Source organism: Streptomyces roseofulvus, assembly GCF_039534915.1.
Taxonomy (GTDB): Bacteria; Actinomycetota; Actinomycetes; order Streptomycetales; family Streptomycetaceae; genus Streptomyces; species Streptomyces roseofulvus.
Window position 1 is genome coordinate 5417828 of record NZ_BAAAWE010000001.1, and the last position, 22459, is coordinate 5440286.

The following is a 22459-nucleotide window of genomic DNA, read 5'->3' on the forward strand; positions in this document are numbered from 1 at the left end:
TCCACCGGCCCATTCCGCGAGGCCCGGACGTCGTCGGCACCCGGAACGGACGGACCGGGCGCACTGCGCGCAGGTGCTCGGACTCGCCGCGTGCGGAAAGGGCACGAAGCACACCGTTGCGGGACAGTTCCGGATTCGCACCGGATTCCCCTGCGGCGACAGCGAGGACGAGCATACATGTGGGGGGCGCCGATCGCGGCACCCCCCACATGTTGTGTCCCCGGTCGCTCCCGTCGTCAGAGTTCCAGGGCGAGGACGAGCAGCGGCGAGAGCCCGGGCACCGGGCTCCAGTCCCGTTCGGGCAGCCGGGTGAAGCCGATCCGCCGGTAGATCCGGTGCGCTTCGGCCATCCGGTCCTGGGTGGAGAGCACCAGCCGGGAGCAGCCGTCGAGGGCCCGGGCGCGTTCGACGCAGGCCCGGACGAGCGCCTCGCCGACCCCCCGGCCGCGGGCCGCGCGGGCGACGGCGAGGAGCCGGAACTCGGCCTCGCCCGGGCCGGCGATGTCCGCCCACTCGCCGCCGCCGGCGGTGAAGGTCACCCCGCCGAGCAGCCGGCCGTCGCCGTCGACGGCGACCAGCACCTCGGCCTCGACGGCCCGCCGGGCCACGTCCTTCATCACCGGCAGGTAGTCGTCGTCCTCGCCGAAGGTGAGGTGTCCGTCGTCGAGGTAGGCCCGCGCGGTGATCTCGCCGAGTTCCTCGTACTCCTCGGGCCGCACGGCCCTGATCGTGAAGTCCATGCGGGGCAGTCTGCCGGGGCGGACGGGCGAGGGCCCGGGGTTTTCCGCCCCGGGCCCTCGCCGTCGTCCGTCTTCTCCGTACCGCCGGATCAGTGCGTCCCGGCCCCGACCTTCGGGAGCTCCGTGCTGACCCCGGCGTCGCCTGCGTCGGCCGTGTAGTCGGACGGGGAGGTCTCGTCGACGCCCTCGGGTGCCTTGACGGCCTTGAGGACGAAGGTGAGGACCACCGTCACCACGACGTTGAGGACGAAGGCGGTGAGACCGATGTAGCCGATCTCGCCGATGCCGGGGATCTCGGCGGAGGAGCCGCCGAAGTGCTTCTGGGTCGGGCTGGCGACGCCGTACGCGGCGGCGGTGCCGTAGACCATGCCGACGGCCCAGCCGGCGAGCAGCGCCCAGCGGTGGAACCAGCGGGTGAACAGGCCGCCGACGAGGGCCGGGAAGGTCTGCAGGATCCAGATGCCGCCGAGCAGCTGGAAGTTGATCGCGACGGTCTTGTCCATGGTGAGGACGAAGGCGAGCGCGCCGACCTTGACCAGCAGCGAGACCAGCTTGGAGACCTTGGTCTCCTGCTCCGGGGTGGCGTCCTTCTTGAGGAAGTCCTTGTAGATGTTGCGGGTGAAGAGGTTGGCGGCGGCGATCGACATGATCGCGGCGGGGACGAGCGCGCCGATGCCGATCGCGGCGAAGGCGACGCCCGCGAACCAGTCCGGGAACATGTTCTCGAAGAGCTGCGGGATGGCGAGCTGGCCGTTGGCGACCTTGACCCCGGCGGCGATCGCCATGAAGCCGAGCAGCGCGAGCAGGCCCAGCATCAGCGAGTACAGCGGCAGGATCGTGGTGTTGCGGCGGATGACCTCGCGGCTCTTGGAGGACAGGGTCGCCGTGATCGAGTGCGGGTACATGAAGAGCGCGAGCGCCGAGCCGAGCGCGAGCGTCGCGTACGTCCACTGGCCGGCCTCGCCCGGCACCAGGGCGCCGCGCGGCTTGTCGGTGGCCGGGTTGACCGTCGCGTACGCCTCGCCGGCCTTGGCGAAGATCTCGTCGAAGCCGCCGAGCTTGATCGGGATGTAGATGATCGCCACCGCGATGACGAGGTAGATCAGGGTGTCCTTGACGAACGCGATGAGCGCCGGGGCGCGCAGGCCCGAGGAGTAGGTGTACGCGGCGAGCACGCCGAAGGCGATGAGCAGCGGCAGGTCCTTGATGAACCAGTGGGTGTTCTCGCCGCCGCCGACGCCCATCACGTCCAGGACGGCCTGGATGCCGACGAGCTGGAGCGCGATGTACGGCATCGTGGCGAGGATGCCGGTGACCGCCACCGCGAGCGACAGGCCCTTGGAACCGAAGCGGCCGCGGACGAAGTCGGAGGTGGTGACGTATCCGTGCTTGTGCGAGACCGACCAGAGGCGCGGCAGGAAGGTGAAGATCAGCGGGTAGACCAGGATGGTGTACGGGACGGCGAAGAAGCCGGCCGCGCCCGCCGCGTAGATCGCGGCGGGGACGGCGACGAAGGTGTACGCCGTGTAGAGGTCGCCGCCGAGCAGGAACCAGGTGACCCAGGTGCCGAACGAGCGGCCGCCCAGGCCCCATTCGTCGAGGCTGTTCTCGTTCTCGGCCTTGCGCCACTTGGAGGCGAGGAAGCCCATGACCGTGACGGCCAGGAAGAAGAAGACGAAGACGCCGAGCGCCACGCCGTTGACGCCGTCCTTCATCGCGCGTCACCTCCCTTGCGGGCGCGCTGGTCGCGCTGCCACAGCTTGTACGCGACCATCGTGAGCGCGGTGGAGACCAGCACCCAGAGCATCTGGTACCAGTAGAAGAACGGGATGCCGGCGAAGAGGGGTTCGACCTTCGCGTAGGAACTCACCCAGAGCATCGCCACGAACGGGGCGAGCAGGCAGAGTCCGATGACGACTCTGATCGGCGTGATGACCGGTTGTTTCCCGGTTGTGGCTTCTGACATGGCGCGTACGTCCCCTTGCTGATCACCGGTTAATGCCGAGGAAATGTAGGGGACCTGGCGGCTGCGCGGAACCCCCGTCCGTCTCACGGACGGCGGGGGCGTCCGGTTCATTCAGAGCCATCCCTCTTTCACCGCACGCGCGCCGGCCTCGAAGCGGCTGCGGGCGCCGAGCCGGGACATGAGCTCCGAGCTCATGCGGCGGACGGTCCGCAGGGAGACGCCGAGCCGCCGGGCGGCGATGTCGTCGGTGCAGCCGATGCCGAGGAGCATGACCAGTTCGCGTTCCTGCGGGGAGAGGTCGTGTGCGTCGCGGCGGGGTGCCTCGCCGAAGGGGGTGCCGGCCTCCCACAGGCGGTCGAAGAGGACGACGAGGGCGTGGACGAGGCCGGGGCTGCGGACTTCGAGGGCGCCGGCCCGGCCGTCCTCCGGGTCGACGGGGACGAGGGCGGCCTCCCGGTCGACGATCACCATGAGGAGCGGGACGACGGGCACCGTCCGCGCCTCGCCGCCGAGTTCGCAGTACCAGCGGACGTAGTCGACGGTCGGCTGGTCGTTGCGGAAGCTCTCCTGGTAGACGGAGCGGATGCGTACCCCGCGCTCCAGGGCGAGCTGGTCGAGGGGCTGGCTGGCGTCCATGGTGTCGGGGAGCTGGGCGCCTCCCACGAGGAGGGAGAGGCACTCCTCGCGGGCTCCCGCCGCGAGGGCTTCGAGCCGGTCGCGTACGGCTTCCAGGCCCACGACGCGCTCCACGACGTCGTGGCCGGGCCCTCCCGCCCCGGCGGTCCCGGGGCGGGAGGCGAGGATGTCGGCGACCGCCCGCTCGGCCCGTTCGACCTCGCGCCGGCGCCGGTTCAACTCGGCCTCGGCGCGGGCGAGGAGGAAGGAGAAGCTGACCTCGGGGTGGAAGGGCACGGGGGTGTCGGCGCCCTCCTCCAGGGCGACGAGGCGGGCCTCGGCGAGCTGCCCGAGGGCTTCGCGGACCCGGTCCTCCGTCCAGTCGAGCCGGGCGGCGAGGCCCGCGACGCCCTCCTCGGGCCGTTCCAGCATGAGCCGGTAGACGGTCTCCGCGGACCGATGAATTCCCAGCGCCTCCAACAAGGCGTCATCCCCCCGGGTGTGGCCATGTGTGCTGTGCGTGCGCGGTGACCGATCGTAAAGGGCCGCCCCTCATCAGGTCTAGGCCAATCCGGAGCCGCCGGGAGTCCGTCAGGTCGGTGGCACCGGTGCCGGAGAACCGCTGCGGGAGCGGGAGTCGGTGATCCAAGATGGAGCGGGATTGGTCTAGTCCAACACCGTCGTTCTCTTCTTCCTCCGCCCTTCCAGCGAAAGGACCCCGCCCCATGGCGATCCCGCAGCACACCGTCGTCCTCGGCGCCCTCCCCTTCGGCACCACCGTCGACGAGGCCACCTCGTTCGCGATCCTCGACCGTTTCGCCGAACTCGGCGGCACCGTCGTCGACACCGCCAACAACTACGCGTACTGGCTCGACGGGGCCACCGGTGACGAGAGCGAGACCACCGTCGGACGCTGGCTCGCCGCCCGCGGCAACCGCGACGGCCTCGTCCTCTCGACCAAGTGTGGCGCCCGCCCCCACCCCGGCACCGACACGTGGGAGGGCCTCTCCGAGAAGGTCGTCAAGACCGCCCTCGACGCCAGCCTCGCCCGCCTCGGCACCGACCGCGTCGACGTCTTCTGGACCCACGTCGAGGACCGCACCGTCCCCTTGGAGGAGACCGTCGGCGCCCTCGCCGACCTCGTCGACGAGGGGAAGGCCGGCGAACTCGGCGCCAGCAACCACGCCGCCTGGCGGGTCGAGCGCGCCCGCGCCCTGGCCGGCGACCGCCCCCGCTACACCCACCTGCAGAACCGCCACTCCTACCTGGTGCCCCGCTTCGACAAGGCCCTGCCCTCCCCGGCGCACGTCCACGTCACCCGTGAGCACCTCGACTACGCCCGCTCCGAACAGCTCCCGGTCTGGGCCTACAGCGCCCTCCTCTCCGGCGGCTACACCCGGCCCGAGGTCGGCATCCCCGAGGCGTACGACCACCCCGGCACCCCGCCCCGGCTCGCCGCCCTCGCCGAGACCGCCCGTGAACTCGGCGCCACCGTCAACCAGGTCGTGCTCGCCTGGCTGCTCGGCGGGGAGACGCCCGTCCTGCCGATCGTCGGCGCCAGCCGCGTCGAGCAGATCGAGGAGGTCATGGGCGCGCTCGCGCTGACCCTCGACCCGGAGCAGCGCCGCCGCCTCGACGAGGCCGGCGCCTGACCGTCCCCGCTCGGTCCGCCGCCGGGGCCGGGGAGACGAGGAGCTCCTGGCCCCGGTGGTCGGACAGGCCGGCCGGGTCGGTCAGCGCGTAGCGGTGCACCCGCAGCGGCCCGCCGGCGAACGTCCAGTCGAGCCGCCACAGCGGCAGCGGCCCCTCGCTGTCCCAGCTCACCGGCAGCACCGACGACGAGGCCGACACCGCGTCCTCGAAGGCGCCCCGCAGCCCGTCCAGATCGCCCATCGCGGACGTCGTGTTGAAGTCGCCCGAGATCAGCAGCGGATACGGGTTCGCCCGGGCGTCCGCGAGGAGCGCCGCGTAGTGCTCCCGGCGCACCGCGTCGGTGTCCCGGACCACCCGGTAGAAGTCCCGGCTCAGCCAGTCGCGCTCGATGTCCAGCTGCACCGGGATGTGCACGTTGTAGAACGAGACCACCCGGCCCCGCACGTCCACGTCCGTGCGCAGCACCTTGTTCCGCTCGAACCGCTCCCGCCACGGCACCGACCGGTCGTCCGTCGCCTGCCCCCGGCCCACCGGCGGCGTGGCCACCACCGGGAAGCGCGACAGGGTCACCAGCTCCCCGCGCACCACCACCCGGTAGCCGGGGAAGGCCGCGCGCAGCGGGCCCAGCCGGTCGGTCTCCGTGGGGGTGCCGTCCACCCACGCCAGGTACTCCTGGAGCAGGTACACGTCGGCGTCCTTCGACCGCAGGAAGCGGTGGAACTCCTCCGGGTCGTCGGTGGTGTCCCAGTACAGCGTGTTCCAGGAGAAGACCCGCACCGCGTCCGCCGGCGCCGGCTCCGGGGCCCCGCCCGGCAGCAGCGCCCCCCAGTGCACCCCGGCCCGGCCCGCCCCCGCGAGCAGCAGCACCACGAGGGCGCCGGCGAGCCACCGCCGCCGCACCCGGTCCCGTACGGCCGGACAGAGGGCGAGCAGCGCCGGCGGCACGGCGAGGAAGAGGACCGGGGGAGCGAGGTCCGGCAGCAGCCACGGCCACCACCTCCCGCTGAGCAGGAGACCCGGCAGGACCAGCAGGGCCCACCCCGCCACGGCGACGGCGAGCAGGCGCGGGAAGAACGTCCGGTGATTCACGACCGGGAACGCTAACAGCCGTCAACTGCCCTGAGGGGGCGTGCTGTTGACCGTCTCGAACTGCGAGAAGAGGCGATACGGGAACGATACGCGACCCATACGCGGCCCTGGTGTGCTCTTCCCATGACGCAAACCGTGTCGGTCGTCATACCGGCCCACAACTCCGCACGCACACTCGACGCCTGCCTCAGCTCCGTCCACGCCCAGACCCACCCGATCCACGAGGTCATCGTCGTCGACGACGGCTCCACCGACGCCACCGCCGAGATCGCCCGCCGCCACCCCTGCACCCTCCTCGGCGACGGCGTCAACCGGGGCGTCTCCGCCGCCCGCAACGCGGGCATCGCCGCCGCCACCGGCGAGGTCCTCTTCTTCCTCGACTCCGACGAGGCCCTCACCCCCGACTCGGTCGCCAACGCCCTGGAGCTCCTGCGCGCCGACCCCGCCTGCGGCTGCGTGCACGGCGTCATCGCCCCCGAACCGCTCTACGACGACGGCCCCGTCGAGTGGTACAAGACCCTCCACGCCCACTGGTGGCGGGCCCGCGGCGCCGGAGTCGTCGAGACCGCCTTCTTCGCCCAGGCGGCCGTGCCCCGCGAGGTCTTCGAACGGCTCGGCGGCTTCGACGAGACGCTGCGGGACTCCGAGGACCTGGAGTTCAGCGACCGGCTCGCCCCCCACTACCGGATCGTCCTCACCGACCGGGTCGCCGCGCGGCACGACGAGGAGCACCGCCTCGGCCCCCTCCTCGCCGAGACCTACCGCCGCGCCCTGCTCCTCGTCCCCGCCCTGCGCTCCGCCCGCGCCGGAGGCCGCACCAACCTCACCGCCAACACCCCCGCCTCCGTCCTCACCGCGGCCCTCCTCCTCGGCTCCCTGCCCCCGGCGCTCCTCCTCGGCGGGGCGCTGCCCTGGCTCGCGCCCGCCGCCGGACTGCTCGCCTTCTGCCTCGCCAACGCCGGACTCATCGGCTTCGCCGCCCGCCGCAAGGGCCCCGCGTTCGCCGCCTTCTTCACCGCCGTCCACCTCGCCTGCCACACCGCCCTGCTCGCCGGCGCCGCCGTCGGAGCCCTCCGCTCGCTGCGCCCCCGGGCCGCCGCCGGCCGGCCGCGGGAGAGGACGGCCGTCCGGTGACCGCGCTGCTGCGCCGCCTCCTCACCCCCGTCGTGGTCCTCGCCGCCCTCGTCGGCGTGTACCTCCTCGTCCGCGACCAGGGCGCCGAGGCCGCCCGGGCCTTCGCCCGCGCCGACGCGCTCCCGCTGCTCGCCGCCTCCGTCCTCGCCAACATCGCCGGACTCGTCCTCGCCGTCCACGCCTGGCGGGTCCTCATCCCCGGCGACCACCCGATCCGGGGCCTGCGCGCCGCCAAGATCTACTTCCTCGGGCAGCTCAGCAAGTACGTGCCCGGCCGCGTCTGGGGCGTCCTCACGCACATCGCCCACGGCCGCGAGGCCGGGGTGCCCGCCGCCCGGATGACCTCCGCGTACGTGCTCAGCCTCGCCCTCACCCTGCTCACCGGCGCCGCCGTCGGGCTCGCCGCCGCCCCCGCCGCCCTGCCCGGACAGTGGTACTGGCTCTGCCCGCCGGCCCTCCTCTTCCTCGCCGGGCTCGTCCGCCCCGCCCTGCTCACCCGCCCCGTCACCGCCCTGACCCGGCTCGCCCGCCGCCCCGTCGACCCGCCGCCGGACACCGCCGTCCGCCGGGCCGTCCTCCTCGCCCTCGCCTCCTGGACCGCCTCCGGCCTCCACCTGTGGCTCCTGCTCCTCGCGGTCGGCGCGCCCCCGTGGGCCGGGCTCGGCGCGGCCGTCGGCGGCTTCGCCCTGGCGACCGTGGTCAGCAGCCTCGCCGTGATCGTCCCCGACGGCTGGGGGGTGCGGGAGCTGACCCTCACCGCCGCCCTCGCCACCGTCCTGCCCGGCGGGCTCGCCGCGGCCGCCGCGATCGCCAGCCGGCTGGTCTGCGTGCTCGCCGAACTCGGCAGCTCCGCGGTCGTCCTGGCCTGGTCCCGCCTCCGGCACGGCACGCCGGGGAAGACCGCGCCCCCGGCCGCCGAGCCCCCGGCCCGTACCCCTGCCCCCACCCCCGTCCCGACCTCGACCCGCGTCCCGACCCCCACCCCCGTCGCGACCCCCATCCCCACCCCCCACCCGTACGCCCTCACCGCACCGATCGGAGACGACACCCGTGTACACCCTTGACGACGCCGAGCGCCTCGACGTGGACCAGGTCCACGCCCTCTACCGCCGCTACGTGAACAAGAGCCAGGTCTCCCTCATGACCTCCTTCGGCTTCGGCCGCGAGCTGGTCCGGAGCGCCGAGGGCGCCCACCTCACCCTCACCGACGGACGCCGGATCCTCGACCTCACCGGCGGCGTCGGCGTCCTCAACCACGGCCACAACCACCCCCGCATCCTCGCCGCCCGCGAGCGCTTCGCCCGCGACAAGCGGATGGAGGTCCACAAGACCTACTTCTCGCCCTACCTCGCCGCCCTCGGCCACAACCTCGCCGAGATCCTCCCCGGCGACCTGAACATGGCCTTCCTGCCGAACTCCGGCGCCGAGGCCGTCGAGGGCGCCGTCAAGCTCGCGTACAAGTACCACAACGGCAGGCGGAACACCGTGCTGCGCGCCGACTGCGCCTTCCACGGCAAGCTGCTCGGCTCCGGCGGACTCACCGGCCAGGCCCAGTTCGGCTTCCCCACCATTCCCGGCGTCGACACCTTCCGCTACGGCGACCTCGACTCCGTCCGCCGGGCCGTCGCCGCCCACAAGGGCGACGTGTACGCCCTGCTCATCGAGCCGTTCAGCGCCTCCACCATCCAGTGGTGCTCCGAGGAGTTCCTGCGCGGGCTGCGCGAGATCTGCGACCGGGAGAAGATCGTCCTGATCTTCGACGAGATCTACACCGGCTGGGGCAAGACCGGCTCCCTCTTCCACTTCATGCGCTATCCCGGCCTCGTCCCGGACGTCCTCACCACCTCGAAGTCCTTCGGCGGCGGCAAGTCCTCCGTCTCCGCCTACATCGCCCGCGAGCCGGTCTTCCGCAAGGCGTACGACAACCTCGGCGACGCCCTGATGAACTCCACCTCCACCACCTACTACGGCTTCGGCGAGGAGTGCGCCACCGCCCTCGAAGCCGTCAACATCGCGGTGGAGGACGACTACCCGGCCCGCGCCCGCGCCCTCGGAGCCGTACTCGAACCCGGTCTCGAACGCCTCGCCAAGCAGTACCCCGACGAGATCGGGCGGATCGCCGGCGCCGGCGCCCTGTGGGGCGTCTTCATCGAGGGCGGGCCCAAGATCCTCGACCTGGTCGCCAAGCTCGCCCCCGGCGGCATGGCCCGCGACCCCCGCTTCAAGACCAAGCTCGTGACCTGCGCCGTCATCAACGCGCTCTACCAGGACCACGACATCTACACGTACTACACGCTCAACGGGAACAACCCGCTGATCATCGGCCCCTCCCTGGTGACCGAACCCGAGGAGGCCGAGCGCGTGATCGGCGCCCTCGACGACGTCCTCTCCCGCGGCCTCACCGGCCTCGTCGCCCGTTTCATCAAGCAGAAGGTGAGCTCCCAGTGGTGATCACGATCACCGGCGCGGCCGGCATGCTCGGCTCCCGCCTGGCCGAACGACTCCTCGCGGAAGGCCACGAGGTGCGCGGCGTCGACCTGCGCCCCGGCCCCGGCGTCGTCCTCACCGGCGACATCCGCGACCGCGAGCTGATGGACAGGGCGCTCGACGGCGCCGACGTCCTCGTCCACGCCGCCGCCGCCCTGCCCAGCTACCCCGACGAGCAGATCCGCTCGATCATCGTCGGCGGCACCCGGAACGTCTTCGCCGCCGCCGCGGCCGCCGGCACCCCCCGCGTCGTCCACATCTCCTCGACCGCCGTCTACGGCCTGCCGACCGTCGTGCCCACGCCCGAGGAGTACCCGCGCGAACCCGTCGACACCTACAGCCGCGCCAAGGCGGCCGCCGAGGAGATCGCCGAGCGGTACCGGGACGAGGGCATGTGCGTGCCGATCCTGCGGCCCAAGACCTTCGTCGGCCCCGGCCGGATGGGCCTCTTCTCCATGCTCTTCGAATGGGCCGAGGAGGGCCGCAACTTCCCCGTCCTCGGCAAGGGGAACGTCAGGATCCAGATGTTCGCGGTGGACGACCTCGTCGACGCCGTCGTCACCGTCATCCACGCCGAGGACGAGGTCGCCAACGACACGTACAACCTCGCCGCCGCCGAGTTCGGCACCCTCCGCGAGGACTTCCAGGCCGTCCTGGACGCCGCCGGGCACGGCAAGCGGGTCGTCGGCCTGCCCGCCCGGCCCGCGCTCGCCCTGCTCAGCCTGCTCCAGAAGGCGAAGCTCTCGCCGGTGTACGGGCGGCTGCTGCACAAGCTGATGGACGACTCGTACGTCTCCATCGACAAGGCCAAGGCCCGCCTCGGCTTCTCCCCGCGCCACTCCAACGCCGACGCCGTCCTGCGCACCTACGACTGGTGGCGCACCGCCCGGCACACCACCCCGGCGGCGGGCGCCACCGGGCGCACCAGCAGGGACCCCTGGAAGCAGGGGCTGCTCTCCACCGCGAAGATCTTCTTCTGAGGGGCCGTGCCATGACCCAGCTCACCACCGACGACGCCACCCGCACAGCGGAGACGCCGGCTCCGGACCCGTCCTCCCCACCCGCCCGCCGCCGGCGCGCCCTCCCCGCGCCGCTCGCCCTCCTCCGCCCGGGCCAGTGGCCCAAGAACCTGTTGGTGGTCCCGCTGGCACTGCTCGGCGGCGGCTGGCACGGCGGCGGCGCCGCCCGCGTCGGACTCGCGCTCGGCGCCTTCATCCTCGCCTCCTCGCTCGTCTACGTCCTCAACGACGTGGCCGACGTGGAACGCGACAAGCGGCACCCCGTGAAACGGCACCGCCCGCTCGCCTCCGGCCGGATGAGCATCACCGCCGCCTGGACCACGGCCGCCGTCCTCTCCGCCCTCCTCGCCCCCGCCCTCCACGCCCTCGGACCCGGCGGCGCCCTCGTCGTGGGCGCCTACCTCGCGGTCAACGCCGCCTACAGCTGGAAGCTCAAGCACGTTCCGCTGATCGACGTCTTCGTCGTCGCCACCGGCTTCGTCCTGCGCCTCCTCGGCGGGTACGAGGCCACCGGCCGGCCCGCCGAGATGTGGCTGGTCCTCACGGTCCTCGCCTTCTGCCTGGTCCTCATCCTCGGCAAGCGGCGCCACGAACTCGGCGTCTCCGGCACCGGCCACCGCCCCGCGCTCGTCGGCTACTCGGCGCACTTCCTCGACCTTGTCCTGGTGCTCTGCTCCGGCCTCGCCGTCGTCGGCTACCTGCTCTACCTGCGCACCGAGTCCGGCTTCGGCCCGTACGCGCTGCTCACCGTGGTCTGCGCGCTCCTGGCCCTCTTCCGCTACCTCCAGGTCGTGGTGGTCGACGGAGGCGGCGGCGAACCGGTCAGGACCCTGCTGCGCGACCGCCTCATGCTCGCCAACTCCGCCGTGTGGGGCGCCCTGCTGCTGCCCCAGCTCGCCGGCTGACCGCCCCCTCCAGACCCTCCCCAGCATCGAGGAACCCATGTCCGCACCCCTCGTCTCCGTGGTCGTCCCCATGTACAACGACCGCCGCACCGTCGACCTCTGCCTGCGCTCCGTCCTCGCCCAGACCCACCCGCACATCGAGGTGATCGTCGTCGACGACGCCAGTACGGACGGCTGCGCCGAGATCGCCGCCCGGCACCCCGTCCAGCTCGTCCGCGTCACCGAGAACGGCGGCCCCGGCGCCTCCCGCAACGAGGGCGTCCGCCGGGCCAAGGGCGAGATCGTCTTCTTCCTGGACGCCGACCTCACCATGCACCCGGAGGCGGTCGCCGAGGCCGTCGCCCTCTTCGCCGAACACCCCGAGTACGGGGCCGTCTTCGGCGTCCCCGACAAGGAACCGCTCTTCCCCGAACCCCTCGTCGGCCAGTACCGCATCCTCCAGTACCACTACTGGCGCAAGAGCGCAGAGGGCGAGGTCAGCGGCGGCTTCTACGCCCTCGGCGCGGTCCGCCGAGCGGCCTTCATGGAGGCGGGCTGGTTCAACACCGCCCTGCGCCAGACCGAGGAGATCGACCACGCCGAACGGCTCGCCGCGCGGTGGCCCATGCTGCTCACCTCCCGGATCCGGGGCCGGCTCTCCGACGAGAGCCGGATGCGGCCCCTGCTGCGGAAGGCGTTCGTACGGAGCCGGCTGCGGGTGCCGTTCTACTTCGACCGGGGCCGGGCCATGCAGGGCATGGAGACCGGCGGGCGGGCCGCCGCCTCCGCGCTCGGCGGCCTCGCCGTCGCGGCGCTGCCCTTCGCGGCCGTCCACCCGGGCGCGCTGCTGGTCTCGGCGGCGGCCCTCGGCGGCTCGGTCCTGGCCGACCTGGGCCAGTACCGCTTCGTCGCGAGGGAACGCGGCCTCGCCTTCACGGCCTTCTTCACCGGCGCCCACCTGATGGTCAACACGGCCGTGGTGGCCGGCCTCGCCACCGGACTCGCCCAGTACGCGACCAGCGTCCGCTTCCGCCGCATGTACCAGCCCGGGGAGGCCCTGACGTGACGACGACACTCGACCCGGCCGTGACCGGCGAACCGCCCGGGGGCGACGCACCGCCCGGGACCGGCTCACCGGACGTGGCCCCGGAGCGGACGTCCGGTCGGGTCCGCCGGACCGCACGGGCCCTGCGCCTCTGGTACGGCAGGGCCGTGCTCGGAGCGGCCGTGCTGTGGCTGGCGTACGCCGTCGTGCGGTGGCTGGCCAGCGGGCGCCCGCACTGGTCGATCGTCCTCGACGTCGTCCCGCCGCTCTTCCTCCTCGGGGCCCCGCTGCTGCTGCTCGTGGCCGCCGCCGCGGCCTGCGGGCGCCGCCGCCCGCTCGCCGCGGTCGTCTCCGGTCTCGCCCTGGCGCTCGCCCTGACCACCGGATCCGGCCTCAACTGGCCGGCGCTGTGGCGCGAGCCGGGGCCGGTGCCGGCCGGTGCCCTGCGGGTGGTCTCGCTCAACACCCAGTACTGGGCCATGGCCACCGGCTCCGACCGGCTGATCGCCCTGCTCAAGTCCCGTGACGCCGACGTCTACCTGCTCCAGGAGCACGTCGGCTGGACCCCCGGCCTCGGAGAGGACGGCTACTGGCGGATCGACGACGACGACGCCCTGCGCCGGGCCTTCCCCGGCTACCAGATGGCCCGGCGCGGCGAGCTGCTGACGCTCTCCCGCTTCCCGATCGTCGACCAGCGGCTGGTGGGTCCCGGCCCGCGCCTCACCTTCGGCCGGAAGCCGGACTTCGGGCAGGTGTTCGCGCGGGAGAAGGTGCTCCGCACCGACATCGCGGTCGGCGGCCGGGTGCTGAGCACCTACAACGTGCACATCACCGTGCCGCTCGCCCTCGACAACCTGAACCCGTTCTCGGACTTCGACCATGACAGCTACCTGCGCCGCAAGCACGCCTGGCGGCAGGAGGAGTTCGAGGGCCTGGAACGGGACGTTCGGGCCAACGACCGGCCGCTGCTGATCGCGGGGGACTTCAACGCCACCGCTTCCATGCGACCGCTCCGCCGGCTGGCGGAGGTGGCCGAGGACGCCACTCCGGCGAACCCGTCGTTCCTGCCCCTGAGCTGGAAGTTCGCCGCGCTGGGGGAGTTCGGCGAGGACGCCCTCTTCAACCGGGACCTGCCGTTCTTCCGGATGGACTGGGCCTTCACCCGGGGCGACACCACGGTCCACCGCTACGACCTCCTGCCGACGGACGGGATCTCCGAGCACCGCATGCAGGAACTCCGGATCACGCTGTGAGCCCCGGGCGGGGCGGCGGCTCAGGCCGACAGCGGCTCCGGCCGCTCGCCCAGCAGGATCGACCGCTCCAGGCCGCTGAGCTGCGGCCCGGGCTCGATGCCCAGCTGGTCGACGAGCGTCAGCCGGATCCTGCGGTACGCCGCCAGCGCCTCCGCCGTGCGGCCGGCCCGGTGCAGCGCCAGCATCAACTGCCCGTGCAGCTGCTCCCGGAAGGGGTGCGCGGCGGTCAGCGCGAGGAGCTCGCCGATCACGTCCGCGTGGCGGCCGAGCGCCAGCTCCAGGCGGAGCCGCTCCTCGGTCGCCCGGATCCGCAGCTCCTCCAGGCGCAGCACCCCCGGTGCGAGCGCCGGGCCGCTCTCGCCGGCGAGCGCGGGCCCGGTCCACAGGGCGAGCGCGTTGCGCAGCTCCAGGACGGCCTCGGCGCGGCGGCCGTGCTCGGCGAGGACCCGGGCCCGGGCGGTGCCGGCCTCGAAGACCGCGGAGTCGAGCCGGTCGGGGGCGACGCGGAGCCGGTATCCGTGCGTCAGGGTCTCGATCACGTCCGGCGCCCCGGCCCCGGCGAAGGCCCGGCGCAGGGCGGAGACGCAGATGCGGATCTGGGTGCGGGCGCTGGCCGGCGGGCACGGCCCCCACACGGCCTCGACCAGCCTCTCGACGGAGACGGCCCAGTCGGGCTCCAGGGCGAGGGCGGCGAGGACGGTACGCGCCCTCCGGCCGCCGAGCGGCACCGGGCGGGCGTCGACGGTGGCCCGCAGCGGGCCGAGGACATGGAGGAACACGGCGAGGTCTCCCCGTTCGTCGTGCGGAGGTTCGGTCACAGGAGGCGGCAGTCGGTCACGCGGTGGTGGCGGAGTTCGGGCGCCTGGTCCAGGACGCGGTGGCAGATCGTCAGAGAGCGTCCGATGGCTTCGAGCTCGTCCGGGTCGTCGACGCAGAGCGCGATGCGGACGGTGCTGCCGGTGACGAGCGCGCGGCTGGTCTCGACGAGGTCGGTGGGCCGGACGACCTGGTGCAGGGTGTGCAGGACGCCGCCGGGGGTGGGGCGGGCGCCGTCCGTGGCGGCGGGCGCGGACAGCGTGATGCCGACGAGGTAGATGGCCGGATCCGTGCGGGCGCGGGGGCTCAGCCCCAGGAGAAGCCGTCGCCGGACGCGGTGGGGGTGGGGGTGGGCTCCGGGGCGGTGACGAGCGCCGGGGCGGCGGGGGAGTCGGCGGCGGCCTGCGGGCCGGCGAGCAGGGCCGCGAGGGCGGCGAGCGGGGCCGCGGCGAGGGTCAGGGCGAGGGTGCGGCGGGCGGAAGAGCGCATGGCGGGATGCCTCCGGTCGGAGCGGTGGGTGGGATTCGTGTCGGTTCGCCCCTCCAGGGGGCCCTTTCGACGTGTTCCAGCTTGCTCGACCGGGCGCGGTCTGTCAGTGCTCCGAGGGTGGCATCAACCGTCCGGGCGGTTGGCGCCAGCCGTCCTTCACCGTTCCCGTACGCCCCTGACCAGGTGGTTCATGGGGGGTGTCACGTTGCTGCCGTGCGGAAGGTGCAAGGCGGTGGCGCGGCTTCCGCGGGGCCGGGGGAGAAAGCGGAAGGGGCCCGCCGACGGATCGGCGGGCCCCTTCGCGGGTCGGTGGCGTGCTCAGCCGTTCGGCCGCTGGAGACGGGCGACGAACTTGTAGCGGTCGCCGCGGTAGACCGAGCGCACCCACTCCACCGGCTCGCCCTGGGCGTCCAGCGAGTGGCGGGAGAGCATCAGCATCGGCAGGCCGACGTCGGTGCCGAGCAGTCCGGCCTCGCGCGGGGTGGCGAGGGAGGTCTCGATGGTCTCCTCGGCCTCGGCGAGGTGCACGTCGTAGACCTCGGCCAGGGCGGTGTAGAGCGAGGTGTACTTGACCAGCGAACGGCGCAGCGCGGGAAAGCGCTTGGCCGAAAGGTGGGTGGTCTCGATGGCCATCGGCTCGCCGTTGGCGAGGCGGAGGCGCTCGATGCGCAGCACCCGTCCGCCGGCCGTGATGTCGAGCAGCCCGGCGAGGGTGTCGTCGGCGGTGACGTAGCCGATGTCGAGGAGCTGCGAGGTGGGTTCGAGGCCCTGGGCGCGCATGTCCTCGGTGTACGAGGTGAGTTGGAGGGACTGGGAGACCTTGGGCTTCGCCACGAAGGTGCCCTTGCCCTGGATGCGCTCCAGGCGGCCCTCGACGACCAGCTCCTGGAGGGCCTGCCGCACGGTGGTGCGGGAGGTGTCGAACTCGGCCGCGAGCGTCCGCTCGGGCGGCACGGGGGTGCCGGGCGGAAGGGTCTCCGTCATGTCGAGGAGGTGCCTTTTCAGCCGGTAGTACTTGGGCACGCGCGCGGTGCGGGTCGCCGCCCCGCCCTCTGTCTCCGTGCTGCCCGCCTCCGTGGCCATGGCCTGCCTTCCCGACTGTGCTGCTGCCGTCACCGGCTCCTCCGTCTGTCGCGGCTCACATGGTGGCACGGACCGGTCACGGGTCGTCGGCCTCCCTCAGGTGTCGGTCCGATAACGGACGCGACTGCCCTTCTTATACACCCTTGACACCCCTAAAGGTCTAGGCCAAGCTCCGGGTACTGGTCTAAACCATTAAAGACCAGGTCCCAGCCCCACGAGCATTACCTGACGTATGTCTTCGCGCGGTGGGCAGGGGTTGCAGGCATCCCTGAGGAGGGTGGCGTGAAGCGCAAGCTCATCGCGGCGATCGGCGTCGCGGGCATGATGGTCTCCATCGCTGCGTGTGGTGGTTCCGACAGCGGTGACAAGAAGGACAAGGCCGAGGGCGGCGACAAGTCGCTCACCGTCTGGGTCATGGACGGTTCCGCTCCCAAGGAGTGGATCGACGGCGTCAACAAGGAGTTCGAGGCCGCCCACCCCGGCGTCAAGGTCAACGTCGAGGTCCAGCAGTGGACCGACATCCAGACCAAGGTCACCACGGCCCTCTCCGAGGACACCCCGCCGGACGTCCTGGAGCTCGGCAACACCCAGACCACGGGTTACGCCGTCACCGGCGGTCTCGCCGACCTCACCGGTGACAAGGAGAAGCTCGGCTACAACAACTGGAGCAAGGGCATGCTGCCCTCGGCCGAGCTGGACGGCAAGCTCTACGCCGCTCCGTGGTGGGCCGCCAGCCGCGTCGTGATCTACGACAAGGCCGCCTTCAAGAAGGCCGGCGTCACCCCGCCGAAGACCCGCACCGAGTGGATCGACGGCCTGAAGAAGCTCAAGGCCGCCGACGCCAAGTCGCAGCCCATCTACCTGCCGGGCCAGAGCTGGTACGTCCTCGCCGGCTTCCTCTGGGACGAGGGCGGCGAGCTCGCGGTCAAGGACGGCGACAAGTGGAAGGGCGGCCTGGCCACCCCGCAGGCCGCCGCCGCCATGAACTTCTACAAGGAGCTGCAGTCCTTCTCGACCGCTCCGAAGGACAAGGACGAGGCCACCCCGCAGCAGTCCGTCGACATCGTCCCCAAGGGCGGCGTCTCCTCCTGGATCGGTCTCGGCTGGGAGGCCGGCGGCGCGATCGCCGCCATCGAGAAGGCCGGCAAGAAGGCCGACTTCGGCTACTTCCCGATCCCGGGCAAGACGGCCGACAAGCCGGGCTCCGTCTTCTTCGGCGGCTCCAACCTCGCCGTCGCCGAGCGCTCCAAGAACCAGGAGCTCGCGAAGGAGTGGCTGGCCTTCGTCACCAACAAGAAGCAGCTGGAGTCGTACGGCACCGCCAACAAGGGCGGCATCATCCCCGTCGACACCTCCGCGCAGGTCACCCCCGAGGCCGGCTCCTTCGCCGAGGCCATGGTGAAGGTCGCCGAGGTCGGTCGCATCACCCCGATCACCGGTGGCTGGGCCAACGTCGAGACCGAGCCCAACCCGATCAAGGGCTACATGACCAAGGTCCTGAAGGGCGAGGACCCGCAGAAGGCCGGCGAAGAGGCCGACAAGGTCATCGCCGAGCGCATCAACCAGCAGTAATCCCACCCCGGTGGCGTGGCCGGCTTCCCCCCGGCCACGCCACCTGGGCGTTGCAGTGATTGCGGCCCGCTCCCCCGGGCCGTGCCCCGGTGGGCGCGGGAGCCCCAGAACCGCGAGGAAGAAGACCATGACCGTGGACTCCCAGGGGACGGCGACCGCCGGTTCCCAGGACGCGCCCGGGAGGGCGGCAGGGAAGTCTCAGACTCCGCCACCCCCTTCCGGCGCGAAGGAAGCCCTTCAGCCCTCGCGCGGCAGACGTTCGCTGCCCGGCGGGCTTCTGCCGTACCTGCTCGTCACGCCCGCCCTGCTGTCCATGGCGGTGCTGCTGCTCTACCCCCTGATCAGCAACCTGATCCTCTCCTTCCAGTCGGTCAACCGGCGTGAGCTGATCCGCCGCGAGACCCCCTGGGTCGGCTTCGACAACTACACGGACCTGCTGGGGAACTCCGAGTTCTGGACCGTCGTCCTCCGCTCGGTCGCCTTCACCGCGGCCAACGTGGCGCTGATCATGGCGATCGGCACCGGGATCGGCCTCCTCCTCAACCGCCTCGGCAAGAAGATGCGGCTGGTGCTCTCGCTGGCGCTCGCCTTCGCCTGGGCCATGCCGATCGTCGCCTCCGTCACGGTCTTCCGGTGGCTCTTCGACGAGCAGTTCGGCGTCGCCAACTGGCTGATGCGCACGCTCGGCTTCTCCGGCTACGAGCAGCACAACTGGTTCGAGACCGGCTTCTCCGCCTTCGTGATCATCACCGCCCTCGTCGTCTGGGGCTCCGTCCCCTTCGTCGCCCTCAACATGTACGCCGGCCTCACCACCGTGGGCACCGAGCTCTACGAGGCGGCCCGGATGGACGGCGCGAGCGGCTGGCGGACCTTCTGGTCCGTGGTCTTCCCCAACCTGAAGCCCTTCTTCATGATCACCACCTTCCTGGAGATCATCTGGGTCTTCAAGGCGTTCACCCAGGTCTACGCCATGAACCAGGGCGGCCCCGACCGCGCCACCGAGACCCTTCCCGTCTTCGCCTACATCGAAGGCATGAGCCAGCAGCACTACGGCGTCGCGGCGGCCATCTCGATCCTCACCATCGTGATGCTCCTCGTGGCCATGTCCTTCTACTTCCGCCTGATCCTGAAGCAGGAGGACGAGCAGTGAGCACCACCGCACAGACCCCCGAGGCACCCGCGCCGGCCACGGCTCCGGCTCCGCAGAAGCTGCGCACCCGCAAGCCGCTGACCGTCGGAGCCGTGGCGAAGAACGCCACCGCGCTCGTCCTCGCCCTGATCTTCGTCTTCCCCGTCTACTGGATGTTCTCGTCCTCGCTGAAGCCGCAGAGCGAGATCCTCTCCAAGGACCCGGTCTTCTTCTTCACGCCGACCTTCGAGAACTACTCCACCGCCACCGGGGTCGACCTCTTCTGGACGTACGTCACCAACAGCCTGATCGTCACGGTCGGCGCCGTCCTGCTGGCCCTGCTCGTCGCCCTCGCCGCGAGCTTCGCGATCGCCCGCATGAGGTTCAAGGGCCGCAAGGGCATCGTCCTCATCGTGATGATGGCCCAGATGGCCCCCTGGGAGGTCATGGTCATCGCGATGTACATGATCGCCCGCGACAACGAGATGCTGAACAGCATCCCGCTGCTCACCGCGATCTACTTCGTGATGGTCCTGCCCTTCACCATCTGGACCCTGCGCGGCTTCATCGCCGCCGTCCCGGTCGAGCTGGAGGAGGCCGCCCAGATCGACGGCTGCACCCGCGGCCAGGCGTTCCGCAAGGTCATCTTCCCGCTGCTCGCCCCCGGCCTGATGTCCACCTCGCTCTTCGGCTTCATCACGGCCTGGAACGAGTTCGCCATGGTCCTGGTGCTCAACAAGGACAAGACCAACCAGACCCTGACGCTCTGGCTCACCCAGTTCCAGACCGCGTTCGGCGACGACTGGGGCGCCACCATGGCCGCCTCGACGCTCTTCGCCCTGCCCGTGCTCATCGTGTTCCTCTTCCTCCAGCGCAAGGCCGTCGGCGGCATGACCGCCGGCGCGGTGAAGGGATAACGGCGCCCCATGACCACACTCGTACACGGCTCGGACACCCTGACCCGTGACGCGCTCACGGTGCTCCAGCCCGGCTTCGTCGGCACCACCGCCCCCGACTGGCTGCTCCGCCGGATCGGCGAGGGCCTGTCCTCCGTCGGCCTCTTCGGCCGGAACGTCGTCAGCCCCGACCAGCTCGCCCGCCTCACCGCGCAGCTCCGCGCCGAGCGGGAGGACGTCCTCGTCGCCATCGACGAGGAGGGCGGCGACGTCACCCGCCTGGAGGTCAACGAGGGCTCGTCCTTCCCGGGCAACTACGCCCTGGGCCGGGTCGACGACGTCGAGCTGACCCGGGCCGTCGCCCGCGAGCTCGGCCGCCGGCTGATCGCCTGCGGGATCGACCTCAACTGGGCGCCCTCGGCCGACGTGAACTCCAACGCCGAGAACCCGGTCATCGGCGTCCGCTCCTTCGGACCGGACCCGGACCTGGTCGCCCGGCACACCGTGGCGTACGTCGACGGCCTCCAGGGCGTCGGGGTCGCCGCCTGCACCAAGCACTTCCCCGGACACGGCGACACCAACGTCGACTCGCACGACGCGCTGCCCCGGATCGATGTGGACCTCGCCACACTGCACGCCCGTGAGCTGGTGCCTTTCCGCGCGGCCGTCGCCGCCGGTACCAAAGCGGTCATGAGCGCGCATATCCTGCTCTCCGCGCTCGACACCGAACGTCCGGCCACCCTGAGCCCGCAGATCCTCACCGGTCTGCTCCGCCAGGAGCTGGGCTTCGACGGCCTGATCGTCACCGACGGCATGGAGATGCAGGCCGTCGCGGCGACGTACGGCATCGAGCGCGGATCCGTCCTCGCGATCGCCGCGGGCGCCGACGCCATCTGCGTCGGCGGCGGGCTGTGCGACGAGGACACCGTGCTGCGGCTGCGCGACGCGCTCGTCTCCGCGGTACGGACCGGTGAACTGCCCGAGGAGCGGCTGGCCGACGCCGCGGCGCGCGTGCGCGCCCTGGCGGCCTGGACCCAGGCGCACCGGGCGAGGGGGGCTGGATCGGTGCCGGGCGCGGCAGTGCAGGAGGGGACCGCGCCCGGCGCCGACATCGGACTCGTGGCGGCCCGCCGGGCCCTGCGGATCACCAAGGGCGACGGGCTCTACACCCCGGTGTCGAGCGCTCCGTTCGTCGCCTCCTTCACCCCGGTCGCCAACTTCGCGGTCGGCGACGAGACCCCGTGGGGCGTCGCCGCCGAGCTGGACCGGCTGCTGCCGGGCACCGCGTCCGGCTCCTTCGACGCCGAGGCCACCGTGGAGTCGGTGCTCGCGGCGGCGGGGGAGCGGCGGATCGTCGCGGTCGTCCGCGACCTCCACCGGCACCCCTGGATGACCGCGGCGCTGGACGGCCTGGTCGCCGTCCGCCCCGACACCGTGGTCGTCGAGATGGGCCTGAACGAGGCGGAGCCGCGCGGCGCCCTGCACATCGCGACCCACGGCGCCGCCCGGGTCTGCGGCCGGGCCGCGGCGGAGGCCGTGGTCGGCACCGGCGCCTGACGGACTCCGGTACGCCCGTACGTCCGGCGCCCGCAGGCCCGTACGCGAAGGGGCCCGGCACCTGATCCAGGTGCCGGGCCCCTGACGTGTGCCGGGGTGATCCGGGGATCAGATGCCCTGCCAGGAGGGCTTGTTCGCGTAGGTGTGGCGGAAGTAGTCCGCGAGCTTCAGCTTGGAGGCGGCGGCCTCGTCCACGACCACGGTGGCGTGCGGGTGGAGCTGGAGCGCGGAGGCCGGGACGAGCGCGGCGACGGGACCCTCGACGGTCTGCGCGACGGCCTCGGCCTTGCCCTCGCCGGTGGCGAGCAGCACCAGGTGGCGGGCCTCCAGGATGGTGCCGATGCCCTGGGTGATGACGTGGTGCGGGACCTGGTCGATGTCGTCGTCGAAGAAGCGGGCGTTGTCCACCCGGGTCTGCTCGGTCAGCGTCTTGATGCGGGTGCGGGAGGCGAGCGAGGAGCAGGGCTCGTTGAAGCCGATGTGCCCGTCGGTGCCGATGCCGAGGATCTGGAGGTCCACGCCGCCGGCGTCGACGAGCGCCTTGTCGTACGCCTCGCAGGCCGCCTGGACGTCCTCGGCGGAGCCGTCGGGGCCCATGAAGTGGTCCTCCGGGAGGCCGAGCGGCTCCACCACCTGGCGCAGCACCGTGGAGCGGTACGACTCCGGGTGCCCGGCGGGCAGCCCCACGTACTCGTCCAGCTGGGCGATGCGCGCCCGGGAGGCGTCGACCGATCCGGCCCGCACCTGGGCGATCAGGGCGTCGTAGATCGGGATCGGGGTCGAGCCGGTGGCCACGCCGAGCAGCGCGTCGGGCTTGCGGCGCAGGAGGCCGGCGATGCCGTCCGCGATGAGCTCTCCGCCCGCCTTGGCGTCCTTGACGATGACAACTTCCACGCTGTGCCTGCCGATCTGGTGAGGGGCTGGGGAGGGGCCATGTGGTATAGACCAATCAAAGTCCCAATCTAGCAGAGGGAGGCCCGTCTCCTCATGCCGTTCCGCACCCCGGACGGCCCGCGCCTCCGGCCCCCTCCA

Annotated in this window: 21 protein-coding genes and 1 riboswitch; of the genes, 12 read left to right on the forward strand and 9 right to left on the reverse strand. The window is 72.1% G+C overall.

Going from position 1 to position 22459, the window contains the following annotated elements; genetic code table 11:
* Window positions 1–51: 51 nt before the first annotated feature.
* A riboswitch (cobalamin riboswitch) is annotated at window positions 52–196 on the reverse strand.
* Window positions 197–236: 40 nt separating this feature from the next.
* The 4 genes from ABFY03_RS25215 to ABFY03_RS25230 all read right to left on the reverse strand — a co-directional run bounded on the left by ABFY03_RS25215 (window position 237) and on the right by ABFY03_RS25230 (window position 3804).
* The gene (locus ABFY03_RS25215) at window positions 237–740 is read right to left on the reverse strand and encodes a GNAT family N-acetyltransferase (protein WP_319009656.1); all 504 of its coding nucleotides are present in this window, start codon (window positions 738–740) and stop codon (window positions 237–239) included.
* An 89-nt stretch (window positions 741–829) separates the two neighbouring features.
* Complete coding sequence (gene mctP / locus ABFY03_RS25220) at window positions 830–2455, reverse strand: monocarboxylate uptake permease MctP (RefSeq protein ID WP_319009655.1); 1626 nt, start codon at window positions 2453–2455, stop codon at window positions 830–832.
* Window positions 2452–2706: a DUF3311 domain-containing protein gene (locus tag ABFY03_RS25225; protein ID WP_319009654.1), complete on the reverse strand. Its 255-nt coding sequence runs from the start codon at window positions 2704–2706 to the stop codon at window positions 2452–2454. The genes mctP and ABFY03_RS25225 overlap by 4 nt, the downstream gene beginning before the upstream one ends.
* Before the next feature lie 111 nt (window positions 2707–2817).
* Window positions 2818–3804: a helix-turn-helix transcriptional regulator gene (locus tag ABFY03_RS25230; protein ID WP_319009653.1), complete on the reverse strand. Its 987-nt coding sequence runs from the start codon at window positions 3802–3804 to the stop codon at window positions 2818–2820.
* 242 nt (window positions 3805–4046) lie between these two features.
* On the opposite strand from ABFY03_RS25230, the gene ABFY03_RS25235 reads away from it, so the two are divergent.
* On the forward strand, window positions 4047–4973 hold the full coding sequence (locus tag ABFY03_RS25235; protein ID WP_346170905.1) for an aldo/keto reductase: 927 nt from the start codon (window positions 4047–4049) through the stop codon (window positions 4971–4973).
* Here ABFY03_RS25235 and ABFY03_RS25240 read toward each other — a convergent pair.
* The gene (locus ABFY03_RS25240) at window positions 4906–6063 is read right to left on the reverse strand and encodes an endonuclease/exonuclease/phosphatase family protein (RefSeq protein WP_346170906.1); all 1158 of its coding nucleotides are present in this window, start codon (window positions 6061–6063) and stop codon (window positions 4906–4908) included. The genes ABFY03_RS25235 and ABFY03_RS25240 overlap by 68 nt on opposite strands.
* A 123-nt stretch (window positions 6064–6186) precedes the next feature.
* Between ABFY03_RS25240 and ABFY03_RS25245 the strand changes: the two genes are divergently transcribed.
* From ABFY03_RS25245 to ABFY03_RS25275, 7 genes are read left to right on the forward strand one after another with little or no spacing between them, the layout of a single operon-like run.
* Window positions 6187–7197, forward strand: coding sequence for a glycosyltransferase family 2 protein (locus ABFY03_RS25245; protein WP_319009650.1), 1011 nt, complete (start codon window positions 6187–6189; stop codon window positions 7195–7197).
* The gene (locus ABFY03_RS25250; protein WP_319009649.1) at window positions 7194–8261 is read left to right on the forward strand and encodes a lysylphosphatidylglycerol synthase domain-containing protein; all 1068 of its coding nucleotides are present in this window, start codon (window positions 7194–7196) and stop codon (window positions 8259–8261) included. The genes ABFY03_RS25245 and ABFY03_RS25250 overlap by 4 nt, the downstream gene beginning before the upstream one ends.
* On the forward strand, window positions 8248–9648 hold the full coding sequence (locus ABFY03_RS25255; RefSeq protein ID WP_319009648.1) for an aspartate aminotransferase family protein: 1401 nt from the start codon (window positions 8248–8250) through the stop codon (window positions 9646–9648). The genes ABFY03_RS25250 and ABFY03_RS25255 overlap by 14 nt, the downstream gene beginning before the upstream one ends.
* Entirely contained in the window at window positions 9642–10664 is a 1023-nt protein-coding gene (locus ABFY03_RS25260; RefSeq protein ID WP_319009647.1) for an NAD-dependent epimerase/dehydratase family protein, read from the forward strand. The genes ABFY03_RS25255 and ABFY03_RS25260 overlap by 7 nt, the downstream gene beginning before the upstream one ends.
* Before the next feature lie 11 nt (window positions 10665–10675).
* Window positions 10676–11608: a UbiA prenyltransferase family protein gene (locus tag ABFY03_RS25265; RefSeq protein WP_346170907.1), complete on the forward strand. Its 933-nt coding sequence runs from the start codon at window positions 10676–10678 to the stop codon at window positions 11606–11608.
* Between the two features lie 37 nt (window positions 11609–11645).
* The gene (locus ABFY03_RS25270) at window positions 11646–12653 is read left to right on the forward strand and encodes a glycosyltransferase (protein WP_346170908.1); all 1008 of its coding nucleotides are present in this window, start codon (window positions 11646–11648) and stop codon (window positions 12651–12653) included.
* On the forward strand, window positions 12650–13885 hold the full coding sequence (locus ABFY03_RS25275) for an endonuclease/exonuclease/phosphatase family protein (RefSeq protein WP_346170909.1): 1236 nt from the start codon (window positions 12650–12652) through the stop codon (window positions 13883–13885). Before ABFY03_RS25270 ends, ABFY03_RS25275 begins: the two co-directional genes overlap by 4 nt.
* Before the next feature lie 20 nt (window positions 13886–13905).
* Here ABFY03_RS25275 and ABFY03_RS25280 read toward each other — a convergent pair whose 3' ends face one another.
* From ABFY03_RS25280 to ABFY03_RS25290, 3 genes are all read right to left on the reverse strand, one after another.
* Window positions 13906–14664 (reverse strand): AfsR/SARP family transcriptional regulator, encoded by a 759-nt coding sequence (locus ABFY03_RS25280; protein ID WP_346170910.1) that lies wholly within the window; start codon window positions 14662–14664, stop codon window positions 13906–13908.
* 343 nt (window positions 14665–15007) lie between these two features.
* Entirely contained in the window at window positions 15008–15190 is a 183-nt protein-coding gene (locus ABFY03_RS25285) for a hypothetical protein (RefSeq protein WP_319009642.1), read from the reverse strand.
* A 318-nt stretch (window positions 15191–15508) separates the two neighbouring features.
* Window positions 15509–16273 carry a GntR family transcriptional regulator gene (locus tag ABFY03_RS25290; RefSeq protein ID WP_031013165.1) on the reverse strand — a complete coding sequence of 255 codons (765 nt, stop codon included), beginning with the start codon at window positions 16271–16273 and terminating at the stop codon, window positions 15509–15511.
* Between the two features lie 282 nt (window positions 16274–16555).
* On the opposite strand from ABFY03_RS25290, the gene ABFY03_RS25295 reads away from it, so the two are divergent.
* The 4 genes from ABFY03_RS25295 (at window position 16556) to ABFY03_RS25310 (ending at window position 21427) form a co-directional block, all read left to right on the forward strand.
* On the forward strand, window positions 16556–17845 hold the full coding sequence (locus ABFY03_RS25295) for an extracellular solute-binding protein (RefSeq protein WP_319009641.1): 1290 nt from the start codon (window positions 16556–16558) through the stop codon (window positions 17843–17845).
* 127 nt (window positions 17846–17972) lie between these two features.
* The gene (locus tag ABFY03_RS25300) at window positions 17973–18995 is read left to right on the forward strand and encodes a carbohydrate ABC transporter permease (RefSeq protein WP_319009640.1); all 1023 of its coding nucleotides are present in this window, start codon (window positions 17973–17975) and stop codon (window positions 18993–18995) included.
* Between the two features lie 59 nt (window positions 18996–19054).
* Window positions 19055–19891 carry a carbohydrate ABC transporter permease gene (locus ABFY03_RS25305; RefSeq protein WP_319009722.1) on the forward strand — a complete coding sequence of 279 codons (837 nt, stop codon included), beginning with the start codon at window positions 19055–19057 and terminating at the stop codon, window positions 19889–19891.
* Between the two features lie 9 nt (window positions 19892–19900).
* Window positions 19901–21427 carry a glycoside hydrolase family 3 protein gene (locus tag ABFY03_RS25310; RefSeq protein WP_319009639.1) on the forward strand — a complete coding sequence of 509 codons (1527 nt, stop codon included), beginning with the start codon at window positions 19901–19903 and terminating at the stop codon, window positions 21425–21427.
* Between the two features lie 108 nt (window positions 21428–21535).
* Here the strand turns inward: ABFY03_RS25310 and nagB are convergent, their stop codons facing one another.
* A complete protein-coding gene (nagB, locus tag ABFY03_RS25315) occupies window positions 21536–22321 on the reverse strand; it encodes a glucosamine-6-phosphate deaminase (RefSeq protein ID WP_319009638.1) in 786 nt (261 codons plus the stop codon).
* Between the last annotated feature and the right edge of the window lie 138 nt (window positions 22322–22459).